General features: G+C 47.0%; 19 protein-coding genes. All 19 read right to left on the reverse strand.

Annotated elements, in window-relative coordinates; all coding sequences use genetic code 11:
- Positions 1-47 precede the first annotated feature (47 nt).
- The 19 genes from vopQ to exsA all read right to left on the reverse strand — a co-directional run bounded on the left by vopQ (position 48) and on the right by exsA (position 15,157).
- Complete coding sequence (gene vopQ / locus ACYJZR_RS08155; RefSeq protein WP_025638819.1) at positions 48-1,526, reverse strand: type III secretion system effector VopQ; 1,479 nt, start codon at positions 1,524-1,526, stop codon at positions 48-50.
- A gap of 9 nt (positions 1,527-1,535) precedes the next feature.
- Entirely contained in the window at positions 1,536-1,994 is a 459-nt protein-coding gene (gene vecA, locus ACYJZR_RS08160) for a CesT family type III secretion system chaperone VecA (RefSeq protein ID WP_021486459.1), read from the reverse strand.
- 228 nt (positions 1,995-2,222) lie between these two features.
- A complete protein-coding gene (vopR, locus tag ACYJZR_RS08165; RefSeq protein ID WP_005464656.1) occupies positions 2,223-3,200 on the reverse strand; it encodes a type III secretion system effector VopR in 978 nt (325 codons plus the stop codon).
- Positions 3,201-3,209: 9 nt separating this feature from the next.
- Complete coding sequence (locus ACYJZR_RS08170; protein WP_005464342.1) at positions 3,210-3,659, reverse strand: type III secretion system chaperone; 450 nt, start codon at positions 3,657-3,659, stop codon at positions 3,210-3,212.
- A 249-nt stretch (positions 3,660-3,908) separates the two neighbouring features.
- Positions 3,909-5,072 carry a T3SS effector adenosine monophosphate-protein transferase VopS gene (gene vopS, locus ACYJZR_RS08175; RefSeq protein WP_043038266.1) on the reverse strand — a complete coding sequence of 388 codons (1,164 nt, stop codon included), beginning with the start codon at positions 5,070-5,072 and terminating at the stop codon, positions 3,909-3,911.
- 3 nt (positions 5,073-5,075) lie between these two features.
- Complete coding sequence (locus tag ACYJZR_RS08180) at positions 5,076-5,504, reverse strand: CesT family type III secretion system chaperone (protein ID WP_029559838.1); 429 nt, start codon at positions 5,502-5,504, stop codon at positions 5,076-5,078.
- Positions 5,505-5,716: 212 nt separating this feature from the next.
- Positions 5,717-6,355, reverse strand: a complete 639-nt coding sequence (gene vscL, locus ACYJZR_RS08185; protein ID WP_005464499.1) for a SctL family type III secretion system stator protein VscL — start codon at positions 6,353-6,355, stop codon at positions 5,717-5,719.
- Positions 6,334-6,999: a SctK family type III secretion system sorting platform protein VscK gene (gene vscK / locus ACYJZR_RS08190; protein WP_025532555.1), complete on the reverse strand. Its 666-nt coding sequence runs from the start codon at positions 6,997-6,999 to the stop codon at positions 6,334-6,336. Before vscK ends, vscL begins: the two co-directional genes overlap by 22 nt.
- Positions 6,992-7,738, reverse strand: coding sequence for a SctJ family type III secretion inner membrane ring lipoprotein Vsc (gene vscJ / locus ACYJZR_RS08195; protein ID WP_005500485.1), 747 nt, complete (start codon positions 7,736-7,738; stop codon positions 6,992-6,994). Before vscJ ends, vscK begins: the two co-directional genes overlap by 8 nt.
- Entirely contained in the window at positions 7,738-8,082 is a 345-nt protein-coding gene (vscI, locus tag ACYJZR_RS08200) for a SctI family type III secretion system inner rod subunit VscI (RefSeq protein WP_005464519.1), read from the reverse strand. Before vscI ends, vscJ begins: the two co-directional genes overlap by 1 nt.
- Positions 8,083-8,090: 8 nt before the next feature.
- The gene (gene vscH, locus ACYJZR_RS08205) at positions 8,091-8,717 is read right to left on the reverse strand and encodes a YopR family T3SS polymerization control protein VscH (protein WP_021448598.1); all 627 of its coding nucleotides are present in this window, start codon (positions 8,715-8,717) and stop codon (positions 8,091-8,093) included.
- The gene (vscG, locus tag ACYJZR_RS08210; RefSeq protein WP_005477707.1) at positions 8,714-9,073 is read right to left on the reverse strand and encodes a YscG family type III secretion system chaperone VscG; all 360 of its coding nucleotides are present in this window, start codon (positions 9,071-9,073) and stop codon (positions 8,714-8,716) included. Before vscG ends, vscH begins: the two co-directional genes overlap by 4 nt.
- 3 nt (positions 9,074-9,076) lie before the next feature.
- On the reverse strand, positions 9,077-9,325 hold the full coding sequence (gene vscF, locus ACYJZR_RS08215; RefSeq protein WP_005464566.1) for a type III secretion system needle filament protein VscF: 249 nt from the start codon (positions 9,323-9,325) through the stop codon (positions 9,077-9,079).
- 11 nt (positions 9,326-9,336) lie between these two features.
- Positions 9,337-9,546: an EscE/YscE/SsaE family type III secretion system needle protein co-chaperone gene (locus ACYJZR_RS08220; protein WP_015296814.1), complete on the reverse strand. Its 210-nt coding sequence runs from the start codon at positions 9,544-9,546 to the stop codon at positions 9,337-9,339.
- On the reverse strand, positions 9,533-10,834 hold the full coding sequence (vscD, locus tag ACYJZR_RS08225; RefSeq protein WP_140369437.1) for a SctD family type III secretion system inner membrane ring subunit VscD: 1,302 nt from the start codon (positions 10,832-10,834) through the stop codon (positions 9,533-9,535). The genes ACYJZR_RS08220 and vscD overlap by 14 nt, the downstream gene beginning before the upstream one ends.
- A gap of 5 nt (positions 10,835-10,839) precedes the next feature.
- Complete coding sequence (vscC, locus tag ACYJZR_RS08230; RefSeq protein WP_225878878.1) at positions 10,840-12,684, reverse strand: SctC family type III secretion system outer membrane ring subunit VscC; 1,845 nt, start codon at positions 12,682-12,684, stop codon at positions 10,840-10,842.
- A 41-nt stretch (positions 12,685-12,725) separates the two neighbouring features.
- The gene (gene vscB, locus ACYJZR_RS08235; protein WP_017448955.1) at positions 12,726-13,154 is read right to left on the reverse strand and encodes a YscB family type III secretion system chaperone VscB; all 429 of its coding nucleotides are present in this window, start codon (positions 13,152-13,154) and stop codon (positions 12,726-12,728) included.
- Positions 13,155-13,166: 12 nt separating this feature from the next.
- Complete coding sequence (esxD, locus tag ACYJZR_RS08240) at positions 13,167-14,165, reverse strand: type III secretion system regulon anti-activator ExsD (RefSeq protein WP_074534445.1); 999 nt, start codon at positions 14,163-14,165, stop codon at positions 13,167-13,169.
- Between the two features lie 131 nt (positions 14,166-14,296).
- On the reverse strand, positions 14,297-15,157 hold the full coding sequence (gene exsA, locus ACYJZR_RS08245; protein WP_005464548.1) for a type III secretion system transcriptional regulator ExsA: 861 nt from the start codon (positions 15,155-15,157) through the stop codon (positions 14,297-14,299).
- Positions 15,158-15,412 lie beyond the last annotated feature (255 nt).

Here is a 15,412-nt window from a genome sequence, read left to right on the forward strand (position 1 = left end):
AAGCGTCGATGCAATAAGCAAAAAGGGAGCGAATGCTCCCTTTTCTTTTAAATCCAGCCTTCGGCTAAGTACATTAGTCGTAACTGGCTTGGTGAGCCGAGTTTATCTAATGCGTCAAGCTGGGCGTCACTTAAGTTCGGGCTCTTATCGAGATACACACGCCCGTTGGCGGCGTCCAAAGGCAGCTTGTACGTCAACTTCTCGTTGATTTTGTTCGCTTCACCTTTATCCATTGCTCGGACAGCAGGCATCAGCCAATCCCAATCTTCACTTAACAGCTTTTTAAATGCACCGTTCGCCGTAGATTCCGTCTGACTTGGCATGTCTTCATCGCTCAGTTTAAGCAGTGAATCGACATCTGGAACGAGGTGTTCATTCGGGCTTGAGCCAAGCATTTGCTTGAGTGTTAAGCGTGCGGCTTCCATCTCTTGCGCTTCTTTTGGCGCTTGAGGTGAGCTCATTGATGTATCTTCTTTAGGACCAAGATACGCCATCAGTGCGCGAACTGCCGCCGGCTCCTGCATGCTAAAAGTGAAATCGCCCTTCACGTTTGAAATTTCCAAACGTGGCAGCACACCAGACATTGGCCCTTGTTTGAGTTGGTCTTGCACTTCGTTATTTAAGCCATACGCCCCAGCTTGGCCAGCAACAAAGCCCCCGCCGCTGATAATGCCAGTGGCTAAAGCAGTTCCAATGGCTTCTTTTGCTATCGGCGTAACCCCTGCCGTCGCCACGGAGCTTACACCAAACGTACCCAAACCACCTGTCGCCATGCCAAGTGTGGCACCAACAGCGCCCTCAGCCGACAACATCGCGTGACCAATGGCTAACGTTTGTTGCATTGGCATCGATAAGCGCTGATCTCTTCCCGGCAACTGCGAGATTTGTTCCAGTTGATGATGATACGCTTCGGCATCGCCATTGACGGACGCTTTATGAAGTTCACGCCCTGTGGCGACGAGTAAGCCTACGCCGGGTAACGCCAAATTGATGGCAGCGTTAACACCCGAGCCTTTCAGCTTCTCTTTTCCCATTTCCAACAACTGCGCGCCGAAACCGTCCATTTTCCCCGGATACTGGTTTTCCAAACTGACTTGCATACGCGGATCTTTGCTGATCGAATCAAACGTATTTTTGAGCTGCTGATAGGTGTCACCGTCGACTTTTACTTCATCAAGTAGGCTCACCACTTCCAAGATTTTTCGCTCGGTTAATGGTTCTCCTCGGTAGCCTGACGGACTGACTAATGAATAAGCCAAAAGTGCGGTTTCTGGTTTTTCTTCCTTAAGCAGTGCCTGCTTCAAGTCGAGGTGCGTTTTGATGTTTTCTTGGAAGAACTTGGTGTATTTTTTTCTTAATACGCCTTCGCTAACAGAAGCAAACTTGTGGCCTTTATGGAACGTAGATGGCTCTTTGACTTCGCCTCTTTTGCTGATTACTCGGTCATCTTTTTGCGCGGCAATGGCACGAAACTGTTCCAAATCGGGTACTGGGCTTTGACTGATTTTTTGCGTTGTATTCACCATAACTCCCTCCTACACACGCAGTGGTTGAACATGACTTTGTTCATGATTTGAAGTGGCTGAAAGATCTTGATCCAACATGGCAAAACGCGCTTGCCAAAGTTCGGTCTGTTCGATGATTTCGTGGAACCAAACTGTCAGATTGGCTGAGTTAAGATGCTCGGTAGGTTGGCGACCCGCTAAGACAAGTTGTCGACCGTTCGGGGCGAGCGATAACGCCAAGTTGCCACTGCCTACTCTTTGGTAATTTGCGCGAGCTAATAGCTCTAAGCCTCTTATGCGCAACTCTCCCGATTTTTCTAAGCCGCCAAACGCAACAGAGAGCATTAAGGCGTCATCTTCTGTGGCGGTGAAGTACAGCACGAATCGATCATCAACGAGAAGCTGACAACGATTTCCATCTTCTAGAATGAGCGGTGGTAATTCATTTAAACGACAAAACTCATCGAGTAGCGGTTGAATCGTGTTCATAATCTTTCCTCTTGTTTCCGTCACTCTATTGAACACCGATTCCTATTTTGACGATGTCGCTAATGGTTTTATTTTTGTCACTTTCACCGTTTCTTTGTGACGATGACCTCAGATACAACCTCAATTTAACTATTTGGTTTATAAATAAAAAAAAGAGCAACACTCAGCTGCTCTTTTCTTACGGGTTCGATTTTCATGTTCGAAGTCAAATCAACATACAAACCTCGATTAACCGAGTTTGTGGCTATCGAAAATCACTTCTGTTGGTGGGAACATGTTCGATACTGGCGGGCGTTGGGCATCACCGAACATGGTCGCACCAAATGCTGACGCCGCCCAAGGATCGACGATTTTTACGTCTTTATTCCATGTCGATGGGTCTTTAATGTCGCTGCCTTCTTGTCTCCCTACCAATACATAAAGGTGCGTGCCAGAATGGCCTTTTTTAAACGCCACAACTTCTACTTTTGGCTGGTTTTCTGGTGTGCCCGACATGCCTTGAATCATTTCAGCAGCGGCAGCGAAAGCAAATGTGGTACAGCAACCTGCCTTGGCATTTTGTACATACTTAGCAATGTTCTGTAATGTACTTAGCTGCGGAGCATTGCCTCTTTGAGCGGCAGCTTGAACAGCGCTGGCAGACATGGTCGCTCTTTGGTCTTGCGCGATTCGTGCTTGATTCGCGTAAAGAGCTTTTAGCCTTGGCGCGCCTTTTGTTTCATAAAACTGCGACCCTTTTTGACCAAACGTATTTAAGTCTGTACACGCAAAATCCCCCAGCTTTTGAAGGTTGTCTTTGTGCTCGTTGATCAGCGCCACGCTGGATGAGGCTTTGCTGGTTTTGGAAGACGAGGTGTCGGTTTGTGCGGCAGGCCAATGCGAACTTGGGCCAGACGACAATCTTTCAAGATTTTTCAAATTGCCGAGCGTCAGTTTATTTTCGCCATTGAGCACGTTTTGTAGCATTTGCTTCGCCACATCTTTTGGAATGCCCTGCTTGGTGAGCAGATTCACCACGATGTCTTTCGCTTTGTTCTGATGGCTAATACGAGCGCTCACGCTTTTGTTTTTTGGCGCCCCTTCTTTTACGAAAATGTCTTTGCCGTTGTGTGCTCGAATCTCTTTATCGTCCGCTTGATTCTGTGTCGCTAAATGTGACGTCAGCTGGCTCAACGACTGCATGTGTGACGTATTGATATTAACCATGTAAAAACCTTAAACTTGAATAAATGGGTGTGAGCCAGTTTGTTGGCTAAAATCGACAACCGTGTTGTTTTGGAACAGTTGCACCCAAGTGTCACTCAACTCATTCAACTGACTGATCACGTTGGCTAATTGGCTGATCTCGGTGTCTGCCGTGATGGCGATTTGAAGCAAAATGTCTTTGGTGGTTGGGTTGATGCAAAACTGCACTCCGCCCGTTTCGCGATACAAAAAGTTGTATTCCAGCAGCACTTGGAGCTTGTCGGCGGTGAGAATATCTTTCTCTACCACTAGACTTTTTGAGACAAGCACCTCGTTCTTCTCTTGCACAAATTGCACATCGATAGCGTTATCTTCGCTGAAACAGAGCGACCACATTTGATGCTCAAACTCTGTAACACGCTCAAGGTTGAGTGAATCCCCTAGCTCTGCGAGAAGAATATTGATCTTTCCGGTATCCATGTTGTGTCCTGTTAAATTTGATGACGGCTTATTGAAGTAAGCGCATAACGATGAGGGACATTTTAGGGTGAGCTTTGAAGTTGGACTTTATTTAAACGTCCGAATTTTATTGCTATTGGCCGTTTTAAAAGTCGATGAGATTGAATCGCATGAACAGCGGCAACAAAAAGAGCGGCGTTCGCCGCTCTTACCAACATACAAATACCAACACCGAAAATCACTGAGTTATTTGGTATTTGGTGCGCTGAGTTATTTGATACCGTGAAGGCTATTTTCGGCATTCATCGCCAGAGGATTGAACGAGTCATTACGCAGTTCAGCGATGGCATAAAGCATGCGCCCCATGCGTCCGTTGCCATCGGTAAAGCCGTGATAACCAATCACACCAGCAAACAAATGTTTACCGAGGTCTTTGTCCGCAACTGGATTCTCTTTCAAAAAGCCTTCAATGTGTTGCTTCAACATGCCTTCCCCACCAATACTAGATGGTAATGTGCCACCAGAGATATTTGGCCCACGGTAATCGCGTTCTACATTTGGTACCAAACGAGCATGCAACTCTTTTAGGTTGTCCATATTCAGCAAGTCTTTACCGTTGGTGGCGTACTCTTTCAATAATGACGTGATGTTTTCCGCATCGTTCCCTTTTGAGTTTGAAGCGTTGATGATCCAAGCCGCTGCGCGTTCAACATTGTTGGTCACGCCAGCTTTATTGAAAGCGTCTTCAGGAAGACCTTCTGCATACACACCTTGGTTTAAATCCGTACTTGCTAACCCTTCAATATGTCGCTGCGCTGCTTTTAGGTGCATCACCTCCATGTCAAAGACAGCTTGCATTTGGTTGATGCGTACTTCTGGATTTTTCTGAGCAGCCGCCACGCCACCACCGTAATCTTTCACCACACGCACCGCGAGCGACTTAACGGCATCATCACCAATCAGCGCTTTGAGTTTCTTGCCAGAATCCGTCTCTAGCATCACTTCTGTCATGGCTCGTTCGGCAAGTTGGCTCAGCTCAGCAGCGTGAGACTTCACCATTTTGCTGTCCAACTTCGCAAACGCATTCAGAACATCTGAAGGCGTTTTGAGGTTCGCGTCTTTAAACAACATCTGACCATGCTCGACAGAAGACGATGTTTGCAAACGCTGAGCTTGTCCCTGTTCGTTGTCAAACACTGCTTTTGTGATCGCTTTTGCCACAGACTGCGTGCTGCCTTCACGAAATAATTTCCCAGTAGCTTCAAAGAAGCGCGCGACTGCACCACTTGTAGGGTTTGCGCGTGTAAACTCTTGAGTAGCAGCATTGATCGTATATTCCTTACCACCAATGCTGAGTTTGCCTTCATTTAGAATCTCATTACGAGCTTGTGGCATCGCCGCTTGCAATGCACTCACATTTCCAAAACTGATCATGATTTACACCCTTAATGTAGAGAATTGGTTAGCATCCATCACTGGCGCGCTTGGCTCGTCACTGATTGTTGAGTTTGTCGTGCTTTTTAACCACTCAATGAAATTGCCGAGAGATTCATCTAACATCGCTGCATCCAGCCATTGCTGACTTAGATGAACAAAGCCAACAAAACCGACGTCCTCGTCCCAGTAAACGGCTGGTGAGCCTTGAGTGAGCGACGCTTTCATGTATTGCAGCATCACGTCATGTTCTGGTTTGTCGCCAGAAATCAAGCCAATGAGCGTCAGGCGATCATCCTCAGCACGCACAGTGATTGCCGTGTCTTGGTCAATCAAAAGATGACAGCAATCGTCGCCATCAAAAACCAGTTGTTCTATTTGGCAACGGTGAGCAAAATCCGTCATCAAAGCGGTAATAAATCCATTAGCCATTTGAATGAATAATCCTATTGTGCTTGTTGCGAATTCGGCGGACGAGTCATGAAAACAGAGTGACCCAGGCCGTTTTGATGCTGTTATTTTTCATCATTCGGCGCGATTAATATGCTAAAGATGGTCGGATTTTTTTCGTTTTAAGACGTTTGAAAACAACAAAGCTCAGCAATGTGCTGAGCTTTGTGTTCGATTGATTTGGCGGTGACGCTCTACTCTGGTGACGTCATTTTCCGCTCACTGAGTTGTTTCACCATCGCTTGCTTTAACGCCTGAATCTGTCCATCGATACTGGCGTCAATAATGCCGACTTCGGTTTCCAGTATGCAGCCACCGTTTTTGAGGCGCGCATCGGCAACCACATCGACATAACCCACTTCAGGAAAATCACTCAAAACGCCTGCAACTTTCTCTCTCACGTCAACCACTTGCTCAGGATGAACGTGTAAGATCACTTGCTTTTGATTACTCACCAATTGCAGCGCTTCTCTGACCACGCTGATCGTGGTGTCAACGTCATCAAATGTGTCGATGATTTTACGCACCGCGTCTAAAACGACGTTCGTCATTTTGTGCTCAACTTGCAGGTAATATTCATTGCAGCGAGCCAAAGTAGCGACCATCGCCTGCGCATTTTCTATTTTCGCCTGCTCCAAACCATCTTGATAGCCGCGCTGCTTTTCGGTCTCATACGCTTGCTGCGCTTTAGCAATGATGCTGTCGGCTTTCGAATTCGCCGCTTCAACCAAATGTTGCGAATCGAGATAACTAACGTAATCCTTGGCTTTGAGCACCTTTAAACCTGGCGCTAACTGCAAGTTGTCGGTTTTTATTTCAACAAATGAAACCATTGGGGAATAACCTGTTTTGCGATTTTTTTGGTGAGTCGGTACGCGAGATCACGCTGCTCTTCAACGAGCCAAGAGGTGTTTTCTTTCACTTGGCTAAGTGATTGATCGAGCTTGAACTGCCAACGGAGCAAAATATCGTGAGAAGAGCTCGCTAAGATAAACTTCATCCATGCGTAGCCCTGTTTGAGCATATGACGTTCAACTTCGTCTTCTTTCATCATATCTGGTAGCGCTTTTTGCCAACCTTTCGGCCATTGTGACAACAACATCGGCCCTTGCTGAATAAGAAAACGGGCGACATCCAAACCAAACACGTTGTTCAAACACTGCTTGGGCTTTTTAAGTACCACTTGGCGCATCGCAAAACTGTGCAACGCCCCTCCAATGGTGAGCATTAACGTACTGAGCGCATCAGGAGGAAGCAGAGCCAAGCTATGGTGTGGCTTGTTAAAAGCCGTTTCTGGCACAGGCGCAAGCGCCCACTCTTCTAAACACCAAAGGTTGAAGTTTGGGTTATCTCGCCAGCCATCCAAATTAAGAAGCCAAGGCTGTTTTGGCACGATCCAGTTTTGCTCTAGGTACTGACATGGGCAGTAGTTGAACTGATGCAGCACCTGAGCCATCGGTGTTTCAGGTTTAACCACGCTTTGCGCTCCTGCGGCACCACGTGAACGTCGCGACATTCGAGCCAATCAGTAGCAGTACCATAAACACTAAAATCCCGATGAGATGGTTCGCCGTTTCTTTGGTAACTTGCACCGACAAAATACTTTTAAATTGGTTGCTTTGAGTCGTCACTCGCACCTCCGAAGATGGCACCATCACGACGCTAATGCGGTCGTAATTCAGCCCTTCAATACTGTTGTTCACCAACAATTTGATTTGAGGCACGTAAGAGTCCAATGCCACATCGGCAGCATGTTTAATAAACACCGATGCCGAAGCAGGAGTCGGACGCTCGCCTGGGCGAAGATCTTGATCTTCAAGTACCACGTGGACTCGCGCCACCAGCACACCATCAATTTGCGATAGCGTTGATGACAACTCTTGCGATTTTGCGTAAACCAAACGCGCTCTTTCCGCCAATGGCGAGGAGATTAAATCGTCTTTTGGAAACACTTCTTTTAACGTCGAGAACTGCTCTCGTGGGTAGCCTTTGCGTTTTAATGCATCAACGGCGAACGCGATTTGCGAGCTATCGACCATCAATTTTACTTTGTTGTCTTTGTCCGGTTCTTTGGTCGCCACCACGCCTTCCGATAACAAGATCGACAGCATTTCGTTGCCTTCTTTTTGGCTCACATTGGTGTAAAGCTCGGTTTGGCAACCCACCAAAAACAGCGCCAATACAAGGCAAAGCGCGCGCATTTTATTCTTCATCATTACTGCGCCTTCAAAAGCGTTTCGACATTCTGTGTGGTTTTACCCACGGTTTTCGCGATCAACTCTTCTTGAAACGTGATTCGCGTTAACGCCCACTGCATTTGCAACAGTTGCGCAGGATCGTCACCGACCATTTTCATGCTGTCTTGCAGACTGCTTTTCGCGTTGTCGATGGTGTTTTTTAGTTCGCTGATGTTTTCTAGCAAACCGCCTTCTAAACCGTTGTTCCCCTCCGGAATAGACATGGCTTGTTCAAAACGCTCACTCAGCCCGTCTTCGACTTGAGCATCTTGCAACTTCTCAAGGTTGGTTTGCATCACCTCGGTGTACTGTGTATTGATCATGTGTACTCCTACGACAAATCTAACTTATGGCTGTGAGTCATGATGTTCTTCACCATCGCGTTTTTTTGGATAACAAAACTCAGCTCTTCACGTACTAAATCGACTGTTGATGTCATCTCTGGCAAAGACTTTAGCTCAGCCCAACAATGCCAAAGCGCTTGTTCTTTCTGAGCGCCAAGTGGGAAGCTTTGCGCAAGCATCGCTTTTAATGCTGCTCTGTCTGTTGGCGGCTCAGCCATTAACTGGCCAGCAAAATCTCCGAGCAACTCTTGTTTCAGAACGCTCAATAATTCCGGAACGGCATCATCCGTTCCTTTGGCGCTTTTCGCCTGATGAAAGGCGTACCACAGCGCTTCTTTTTGTGTTTGAGGATCAGAAAAAACGTCCTTTAACGAAGAAAGCACGCTTTGTTTAGAGACAGTCTCTGCTTCCTTGATCGACGCATACCAATCTTTAATTGCGTTGAGTTTCTCTTCTACTTTTGTCAGCGTGTCTTTGGGAGCTGGGCGAGAAACTTCGGCTGTGGTTTCTCTCGTCATAAGCTCGCTCATTCGCTTCGCATCGTCGCGTTCATAGTGACGAACATCGGTTGAATGAGCGGGCGTTTGTCCGACAAAGCTAGGGTCGACTCTCATCCAAGATTCCTAATGTCTTGGGTGAAGCTCGCCGCAAAAGCTTGGCTTTCTTCGCTGCCTTGAGCTGCCAGTTCCATCCAACGTTCAGCTTGGCTTAGTAACCCTGCTTTTGCAGCCGCTAGTGCCGCCAAACTGATTAGGTCAGGATATGCGGTGCAAAGTGGCTCAAGTAATCGATGTGCCTCTTCGTACGCGCCTTTGTTCATCAGGCTCATCGCACGAATCATTACTACGACTTCTTCAGAGTTCGAGGTCTCCTCAAGGCAATCAGCAATCGTATTGGCCTCTTGATGGCGATGCATCCCCGTCGCCATCAAAGCAATTTCAGCCAACAGCTGGCGTAATTCTCGTTCCATGCATTACACCTTCTGCAGGATCGACTGCATCACATCTTTGATCGCACGAGTGGTGGTTGCGTTGATGTTGTATACCACCGACCATTTGTTGATAGCGTGCTGAAGTTCAGCCAGCTTAGATGGGTCGTCCGCGTTGGTTTCTAGATTTTTAATTGCATCAGTGACGGATTTGTTCGCGTCTTTCGCTTGTTGCTCAAGTTTCGTTTTAACGTCATCGAGGTTTACACTGTTGGTCGCATCGTAAAATGACATAGGATTTCCCTTTATTTTTGGTTAGCTTCGTATGCTTCAATCACAACCTGTGCCGCTGTGTATGCTTCATACTGTTTTAGTAGCAATTGATACTGCTGCGGAGGACATCCCAAGTCCAACTGACGCTTTACCGCTGCCTGTGCTTGTAAGAGCTTGCTCTTAATGTTTTGCACTTCAATGCCACTTAGGTCGTTATTTAGAATCTGTTCAAGATTTGTCATGGTTTTTCTCGCCTTCGTATCCAAGTTCAATAGTGATAACGCGCCCGCCTTTCACCAGCTCAATCCCTGCTGGCGTTACGCTGGATATGCGATAACCCTGCGGAGTGCGAGCCCCTACCATGTAGCGAACGTTATCGGTAAGAATGACGTATGGCACTTGGCCAAAATTAACGCTACGAAACGGGAAGTCGATGTCCGTGCCTTTGCTGACTTTGGGAATCGATTTCAAAACCAGATACGGCTTTTCACCATACTGCTCACGAAAATCCCGAGTCACGCCGTAAAAGCGTGTGGTTTCGATGTCGTCTAATTCACCACGTACTTCAATGCGGTCACCACTTGTCACTAATTGAACTTTTTTAAGCAGCTCCGCGTTGGTGAGCAGCTCTTTTAGTGTGTCCATGTACGCGCCTGCACGCTGCAGTTCGACTTTCCAAGCGACCAAACCGGGTACATCGCGTTCTAAAATTTGTTCGACTTGGTTCCATTTGCTGGCGTCATCGATGTAGCCCGTCAGCAGCAACGTGCCAGTTTCATCCCCGTTCTCGACTTTCACTTGGTGATAGCCAAGGTTACGAAGAATAAAGCGCACGCCTCGGCGGATTTCTTCCATCGTTCTTAGGTCACTTTTGTAGTTAATCCCCAGAACATCGATTCTTCCCAGCAATTGCAGTTTCTGCGTTCTGTCTTCGACATAACCTTCTAAAACCGCTTGATGAGCAGTAGCGTTCCACTCCACACGCACATCATTGAGCCCAAGCTCATTTAAAATATTGCGTACCAACACAATCGGTTCGGCTTCTGCCACAACTTCACTGTCATTGCCATTGGCTTGGCTGTACCACATGCCAGCGAATATCGCGCTTGGTATCGCGCTGCACAGCACGGCTATCAGTGCGGTTCTTTTCCAGCTTGTGCTTTGCGCAGTAACGACTGGTGCATCTTGTTTGGTTTGAGCATCCGTAACGTTGGTGACGATCAGCTCGTCTTCAACGTAACCCAGTGCAAATTTCACCACGCCAACAGAGATCATCGCGTGGCGCTCTAGCTCGATGCCCGATTCACCAACCGCTCGGTTTTCACCGTTGATGGTTACGTCCTGACATCCACGCAACATCACCGATTCACTGTCACACACTAAAGTGAAGTGATTGGCTTCTACGCCAGCATCCGATAACACAAGGTCTGCGATAAAGTCGTCGCTACCTAAAACCAATGCGCCTTCTGGCAGTGTGACTTCAACCCCGGAATGCACGCCGGATAAAATACGAATTTTCCATTGCTGCATTTCGGTTATGGCTCCTCTGAAGGGCGAACACATTCGGCCTGTGAAAGGTCACATTCCGCCACTTTGACTCGCCAGCCTACTTGCCCTGACGGCAATTGACATTGAGTTAGCAGCGAGGACTTTTGCTGTGACAGTAAGTCTTGTTGGTAACGTTCTGCCTGCGTTTTTGACGTACAGCTGAATACTTCAACAACCGATTTAAATTCTGCGCTGTTGTTCGAAATGTTGTTGAGCTGGCCAATACTCGGGCGCAAATCATGCTCGTTACCTATCAACACGCTGTCGCCAATGCCATCAACCACGATTCTCGGCTCGATAATGAACATGCGAACTGTGCGGCGCGTTGTGTTGGTATTACTGCGGAACAAAGCACCTAGGTACGGAATGTCGCCCAACAGCGGGACTTTACGTAGCTGATGGCTAACTTCGTCTCGGTATACGCCACCAATGAGTAAGCTTTGCCCTTGTTTTACCGTCGCTAACGTACTGATTTCGGTTTTACGTACAGATGGAAGATCATCCACACCACCATCTGGGATCTTTGCGCCATCTTCTAAGTGAAGACTCAAGTTGATCTCTGGTCGCGTCGCGAATCTGTCGCCGACGATACGAGGCACAATGCGCAACAAGGTGCCATACGTCACTTCTTCCAAAGCCGCCGTCTCTTTGCCAACCAATTTGACGTAAAACGTGCTGCTGTTGTTTAGCACCGCTTCGACGTTTTCTTGCGTGAGCAGCGTTGGTCTGGAAACGACTTGCGCACTGCCTTTCGATTCCAATAAACGAATTTGTGCCAACAAGTAGTTCAAGTTGGTCGAATCCAACAAGGACTTGAAACTCTGACCACTGCCCAATGTGACATCACCGTTATCAACGTCGCCGGTTGTTTTGATGTCGACAATGCGGTTGTTTCCAACCGATACACCCGCGCGCCAATCCACACCGAGCTGACGTAAATCGTTTGCGCTGATGTCCACAATAGATAACGCCACCTCGATACGAGATTGTGGCTGATCGAGTTGAGCGACCAGCTTGCGATATAACGGCAGTCTTGCTTGGGTATCGCGAACGATGATCGCATTCAGCCCCGGCTCCGCTTCTACGGTTGCACCGCCGTGCACAGACGCAGTTTTGCCGCGAGGTTTTGCTGCTTCTGCGGGTAATCCGTTTACAGGCGATGTTTGTACAGACGCAGAATCCGTAATTTGAGTTTGAACACCGCCAACCACACGACTCAATACCGAAGCAATCCCCGGAACGGTAATGCTTTGGTCGCGATACGAGATACTTCTGTCCGTCGCCGAGGCATATTTAAGCGGAATGAGTTCTACAAACAGCTCATCCGTCGAGTTTGACTTTTGCAGCAATCGGCTCTCTAACGCTTCTGCGGTTTGCACTACTAACTCAACGTAACGCGGCGGCCCAGCTAGATAAACCAGCCCTTTATTTTCGGCAGCGCGCCAACCATAACGAGCATCCCAAACACCGGTTGAAATCAAGGTACTGCGAAGCTCGCGCGCGGTAAGCAGTTCCAATTGCAGCAATCGGGAGCGCGTTTCTGTCGCTTTGTAAACGTGCAGTACTGCGCCATCGAAGTACCACATCAAGTTATAAACTTGCGCTAGGTAGTCGAGAAACTCCGCTGGATCTTCTGGCGTGAATCGACCACTCACTCGGTCATTCACTTTGTCGCTCACCGACACCGATACTCGATAGTTGGCACCAAAGTTGTTAAGCAGATCTTTCAACGAATCATTATCGGCATAGTAACGAAACGGTTGTTCTGGCCAATTGAGCTCTGTCGCTTGTACAGAAAACATCGGAACGACACACAGTGCGCACAATGTCATTTGGGCGGCAATGCGCCCTATTTTTGGCATGAGAGTTCGCATTACGGTAACCACACATGATGACTGATGGTGTGATTAACACGCTCGTGTTCAAGCAATTCCATGTAGCGTTCACACACGTTGGCATGTTGCGCAAGAAGTTCTGCAAACTGCTCATTTGAAGTGTTTTCTATCATCGCTTTGCCTTGCAAAATCAATTGTTGATCAGCGTTTGTGGTGAGCACGCTTGGCGTATCTCGAAGCGTTTTTAGTGATAGCTGCATACAACGTTTTAATGCTTGTTCTTGTTGGTAATTGAGATGTTCATTGAATCGAAGTGGTAAGGCAGTTTCCCATAAGATCCATGATGAGTGCTGTTTGATTGTCAGTGTTAACTGGTCTACTTCGATGGTGTAAGCGCCATTTTCTCCGGCAATAAAAGGCCCTATCCCTAGCGTTTCCGCTAGAGATTTCATCATTTTATCTAACATATACTGCCCTATTTAAATCTGGCTGAGATGGTTACAAGCCTGACCGCATTGGCCACTTTGAATATCAAAATAGTAGTGATCAACATCGCCAACGATCTGCATGTCTTTAAACCATTGCCACACTTTAGCAACGGCATTGAGGTCGTTATAAACCACGTCACATGCATCCCAGACTTCATTGAGATCCGGTGCTTGTAAACGAGCCTCAGAGCACCACGTTTTCCAATCAGAGATGAACATATCCGTCGTTGAAGTGTAGTCCGCCAGTTCTTTCAAGTTGCTTAACGACGGTTGCCACTTATCGACCAACGCTTTATGAGATTCAATTACTTGTGACTGCTGCTCGTTCAGTGTATTTAGCTGCGCTTTTAACTGCGTTTGCTGGCTCTCAATCAACGCAAGTTGTTGTTCGACAAAAATCGCGCTGGTGTCTTCACCCGATAACTTCGACCAGTACTCTTTTTGAATGTCCAGCTGATTCATCAGTTGTTCCACTTTGACCGAGGCGTGCAACGCACTTTGGTCGGTTTGTCGATGAATCCACTCGGTCAACGCCAAGTAACAACAAAGGATCAGCGTTTTTGGCGTGGCCAAATTAAAGCGAAAACCCAATCGAGAGTTGATGTATTCGAGCCTCTGCTCAAAGGTCGCCACTCGTTGACTGTCACTTAACTGAGCGCCAATTTCTAAAAACAGACGCATGGCAAAACGGTCAATCGATGTACCCAATCTCAAATACGTTTTCACCAATTGGCTGGCGCACAAACTGTCCACCACACTTCTGTCCAACAAGCGTTGCAACAACGATAACTGGTCGTCATTCAGCACACCTTCACTCAACAGCTGTCGGTGATTCACGTGGACAACATTGAGATCCTGTGATGGCTGAGACGCACTCTCATATCGTGCTCCTCTTTGCAAAACAGTGACTTTCCTTTGCGTCACAATGCTGTCAGGAAAAAGCGAACGGCGTCGCCAATGCTGCTTTTTCATTTGTGTTCTTCTCCGCATCCCTTTCGAACACTCCAGAATGAAAGGGATGTAATAAATTTGAATTATTCGTTCTTACGCTGAACATAATAGAATTTTATGTCCGTCGGTGACTTTCAAAATTAGTCAGAAAATTTTAGTCATAAGTCATTTCAATTAGCGATGGCGACTTGCTCATCACCGGAACGGACCTTACTTGGCGTAGTGCCAAAGCGACGTCGATAACTTTGAGTAAAGTAAGATTGGCTGGAAAATCCCGCTTCCATTGCCACGTCGACAATGCTCATTTTGCTCGTCAGCAAAAGCTTGTGTGCGTGCAATAAGCGACGCTCACTGATCCAAGCTCTTGGAGAGATGCCATAGTGCTCATTAAAAAGCTCTTTAAAGGTTGTGAGACTGGCACCAAATTCTTGAGCATAATCCGTCAGCTTCCACTCTTTCAAATAGTGCTGCTCCATAAAGCGGCGTAAGCGGTCTGAGGTTCGGTTAGTTTGCTGCGATAGCAAGGCATAGAGGACTTCGCCCCCTTGACTGTGCAGCAATAGAATCAGCATTTCTTCGTACTTCAAACGCATGATGGCGTCTGGGTACGACTGCTCCTCCAGCGTTTTCATGCCGGAAAGCACTTGCTCAATGAGAATGTTCAAACCAAAAGAAAACAAACCCGAGTTGAGTTTGTCCACTTTTGGCAACGTCATGAGAAGATCGCTGTGTTTTTGCAGTAATTGGCTTACTAGCTCATTGTCGAACTCAATGATTGATGAGTGATAATTCCCACCCTGCGGTGAGTACTCTAATAAGTAGTCACCTTGAGAGAGAAATACCCCACTCCCGGCAACGACATCTATGGTGCAATCGCCAGTTTGAACTCGTAATTGACCATTGTGAACGACAACAATATGAGATTGGTCTGAGTGAAATACTTCGTCATGTTTTTCGTAGTGAGAAAAACTGCGAATTTTTCGCAAGCTAGAGCCGACCGTTTCTGTGTTTAGTTGGCCTGACACATCCATTTTCTACCCTTCATAATTTTTAATTTCTCTCGTGTGTAAAAGAGAAACTGTCAAAGCACTACTTTGTTTGTTGTTATTTCCTAAGCAGTACAATTTCAATTAAAGAAGCAAAGAAAAGAGCATAGAAGTTCATATCACTTACCATACCCCCCGAAATAAATAGCGAATAGCTTAGAAACCGCCATTCCTTCGAGGAATTAAGCAGCCTAAGCTCAAATACAGGCTTCTGAATGAGTAGTTTTTTTATTTTCAGAT

It is taken from the genome of Vibrio sp. RC2502 (genome assembly GCF_054850435.1).

What these genes read in the sequence shown, in the direction of transcription:
- vopQ (WP_025638819.1), bottom strand. Translation starts at nt 1,526, where the DNA reads ATGGTGAATACAACGCAAAAAATCAGTCAAAGCCCAGTACCCGATTTG.
- vecA (WP_021486459.1), bottom strand. Translation starts at nt 1,994, where the DNA reads ATGAACACGATTCAACCGCTACTCGATGAGTTTTGTCGTTTAAATGAA.
- vopR (WP_005464656.1), bottom strand. Translation starts at nt 3,200, where the DNA reads ATGGTTAATATCAATACGTCACACATGCAGTCGTTGAGCCAGCTGACG.
- ACYJZR_RS08170 (WP_005464342.1), bottom strand. Translation starts at nt 3,659, where the DNA reads ATGGATACCGGAAAGATCAATATTCTTCTCGCAGAGCTAGGGGATTCA.
- vopS (WP_043038266.1), bottom strand. Translation starts at nt 5,072, where the DNA reads ATGATCAGTTTTGGAAATGTGAGTGCATTGCAAGCGGCGATGCCACAA.
- ACYJZR_RS08180 (WP_029559838.1), bottom strand. Translation starts at nt 5,504, where the DNA reads ATGGCTAATGGATTTATTACCGCTTTGATGACGGATTTTGCTCACCGT.
- vscL (WP_005464499.1), bottom strand. Translation starts at nt 6,355, where the DNA reads ATGGTTTCATTTGTTGAAATAAAAACCGACAACTTGCAGTTAGCGCCA.
- vscJ (WP_005500485.1), bottom strand. Translation starts at nt 7,738, where the DNA reads ATGATGAAGAATAAAATGCGCGCGCTTTGCCTTGTATTGGCGCTGTTT.
- vscI (WP_005464519.1), bottom strand. Translation starts at nt 8,082, where the DNA reads ATGATCAATACACAGTACACCGAGGTGATGCAAACCAACCTTGAGAAG.
- vscH (WP_021448598.1), bottom strand. Translation starts at nt 8,717, where the DNA reads ATGAGAGTCGACCCTAGCTTTGTCGGACAAACGCCCGCTCATTCAACC.
- vscG (WP_005477707.1), bottom strand. Translation starts at nt 9,073, where the DNA reads ATGGAACGAGAATTACGCCAGCTGTTGGCTGAAATTGCTTTGATGGCG.
- vscF (WP_005464566.1), bottom strand. Translation starts at nt 9,325, where the DNA reads ATGTCATTTTACGATGCGACCAACAGTGTAAACCTCGATGACGTTAAA.
- ACYJZR_RS08220 (WP_015296814.1), bottom strand. Translation starts at nt 9,546, where the DNA reads ATGACAAATCTTGAACAGATTCTAAATAACGACCTAAGTGGCATTGAA.
- vscD (WP_140369437.1), bottom strand. Translation starts at nt 10,834, where the DNA reads ATGCAGCAATGGAAAATTCGTATTTTATCCGGCGTGCATTCCGGGGTT.
- vscC (WP_225878878.1), bottom strand. Translation starts at nt 12,684, where the DNA reads ATGACATTGTGCGCACTGTGTGTCGTTCCGATGTTTTCTGTACAAGCG.
- vscB (WP_017448955.1), bottom strand. Translation starts at nt 13,154, where the DNA reads ATGTTAGATAAAATGATGAAATCTCTAGCGGAAACGCTAGGGATAGGG.
- esxD (WP_074534445.1), bottom strand. Translation starts at nt 14,165, where the DNA reads ATGCGGAGAAGAACACAAATGAAAAAGCAGCATTGGCGACGCCGTTCG.
- exsA (WP_005464548.1), bottom strand. Translation starts at nt 15,157, where the DNA reads ATGGATGTGTCAGGCCAACTAAACACAGAAACGGTCGGCTCTAGCTTG.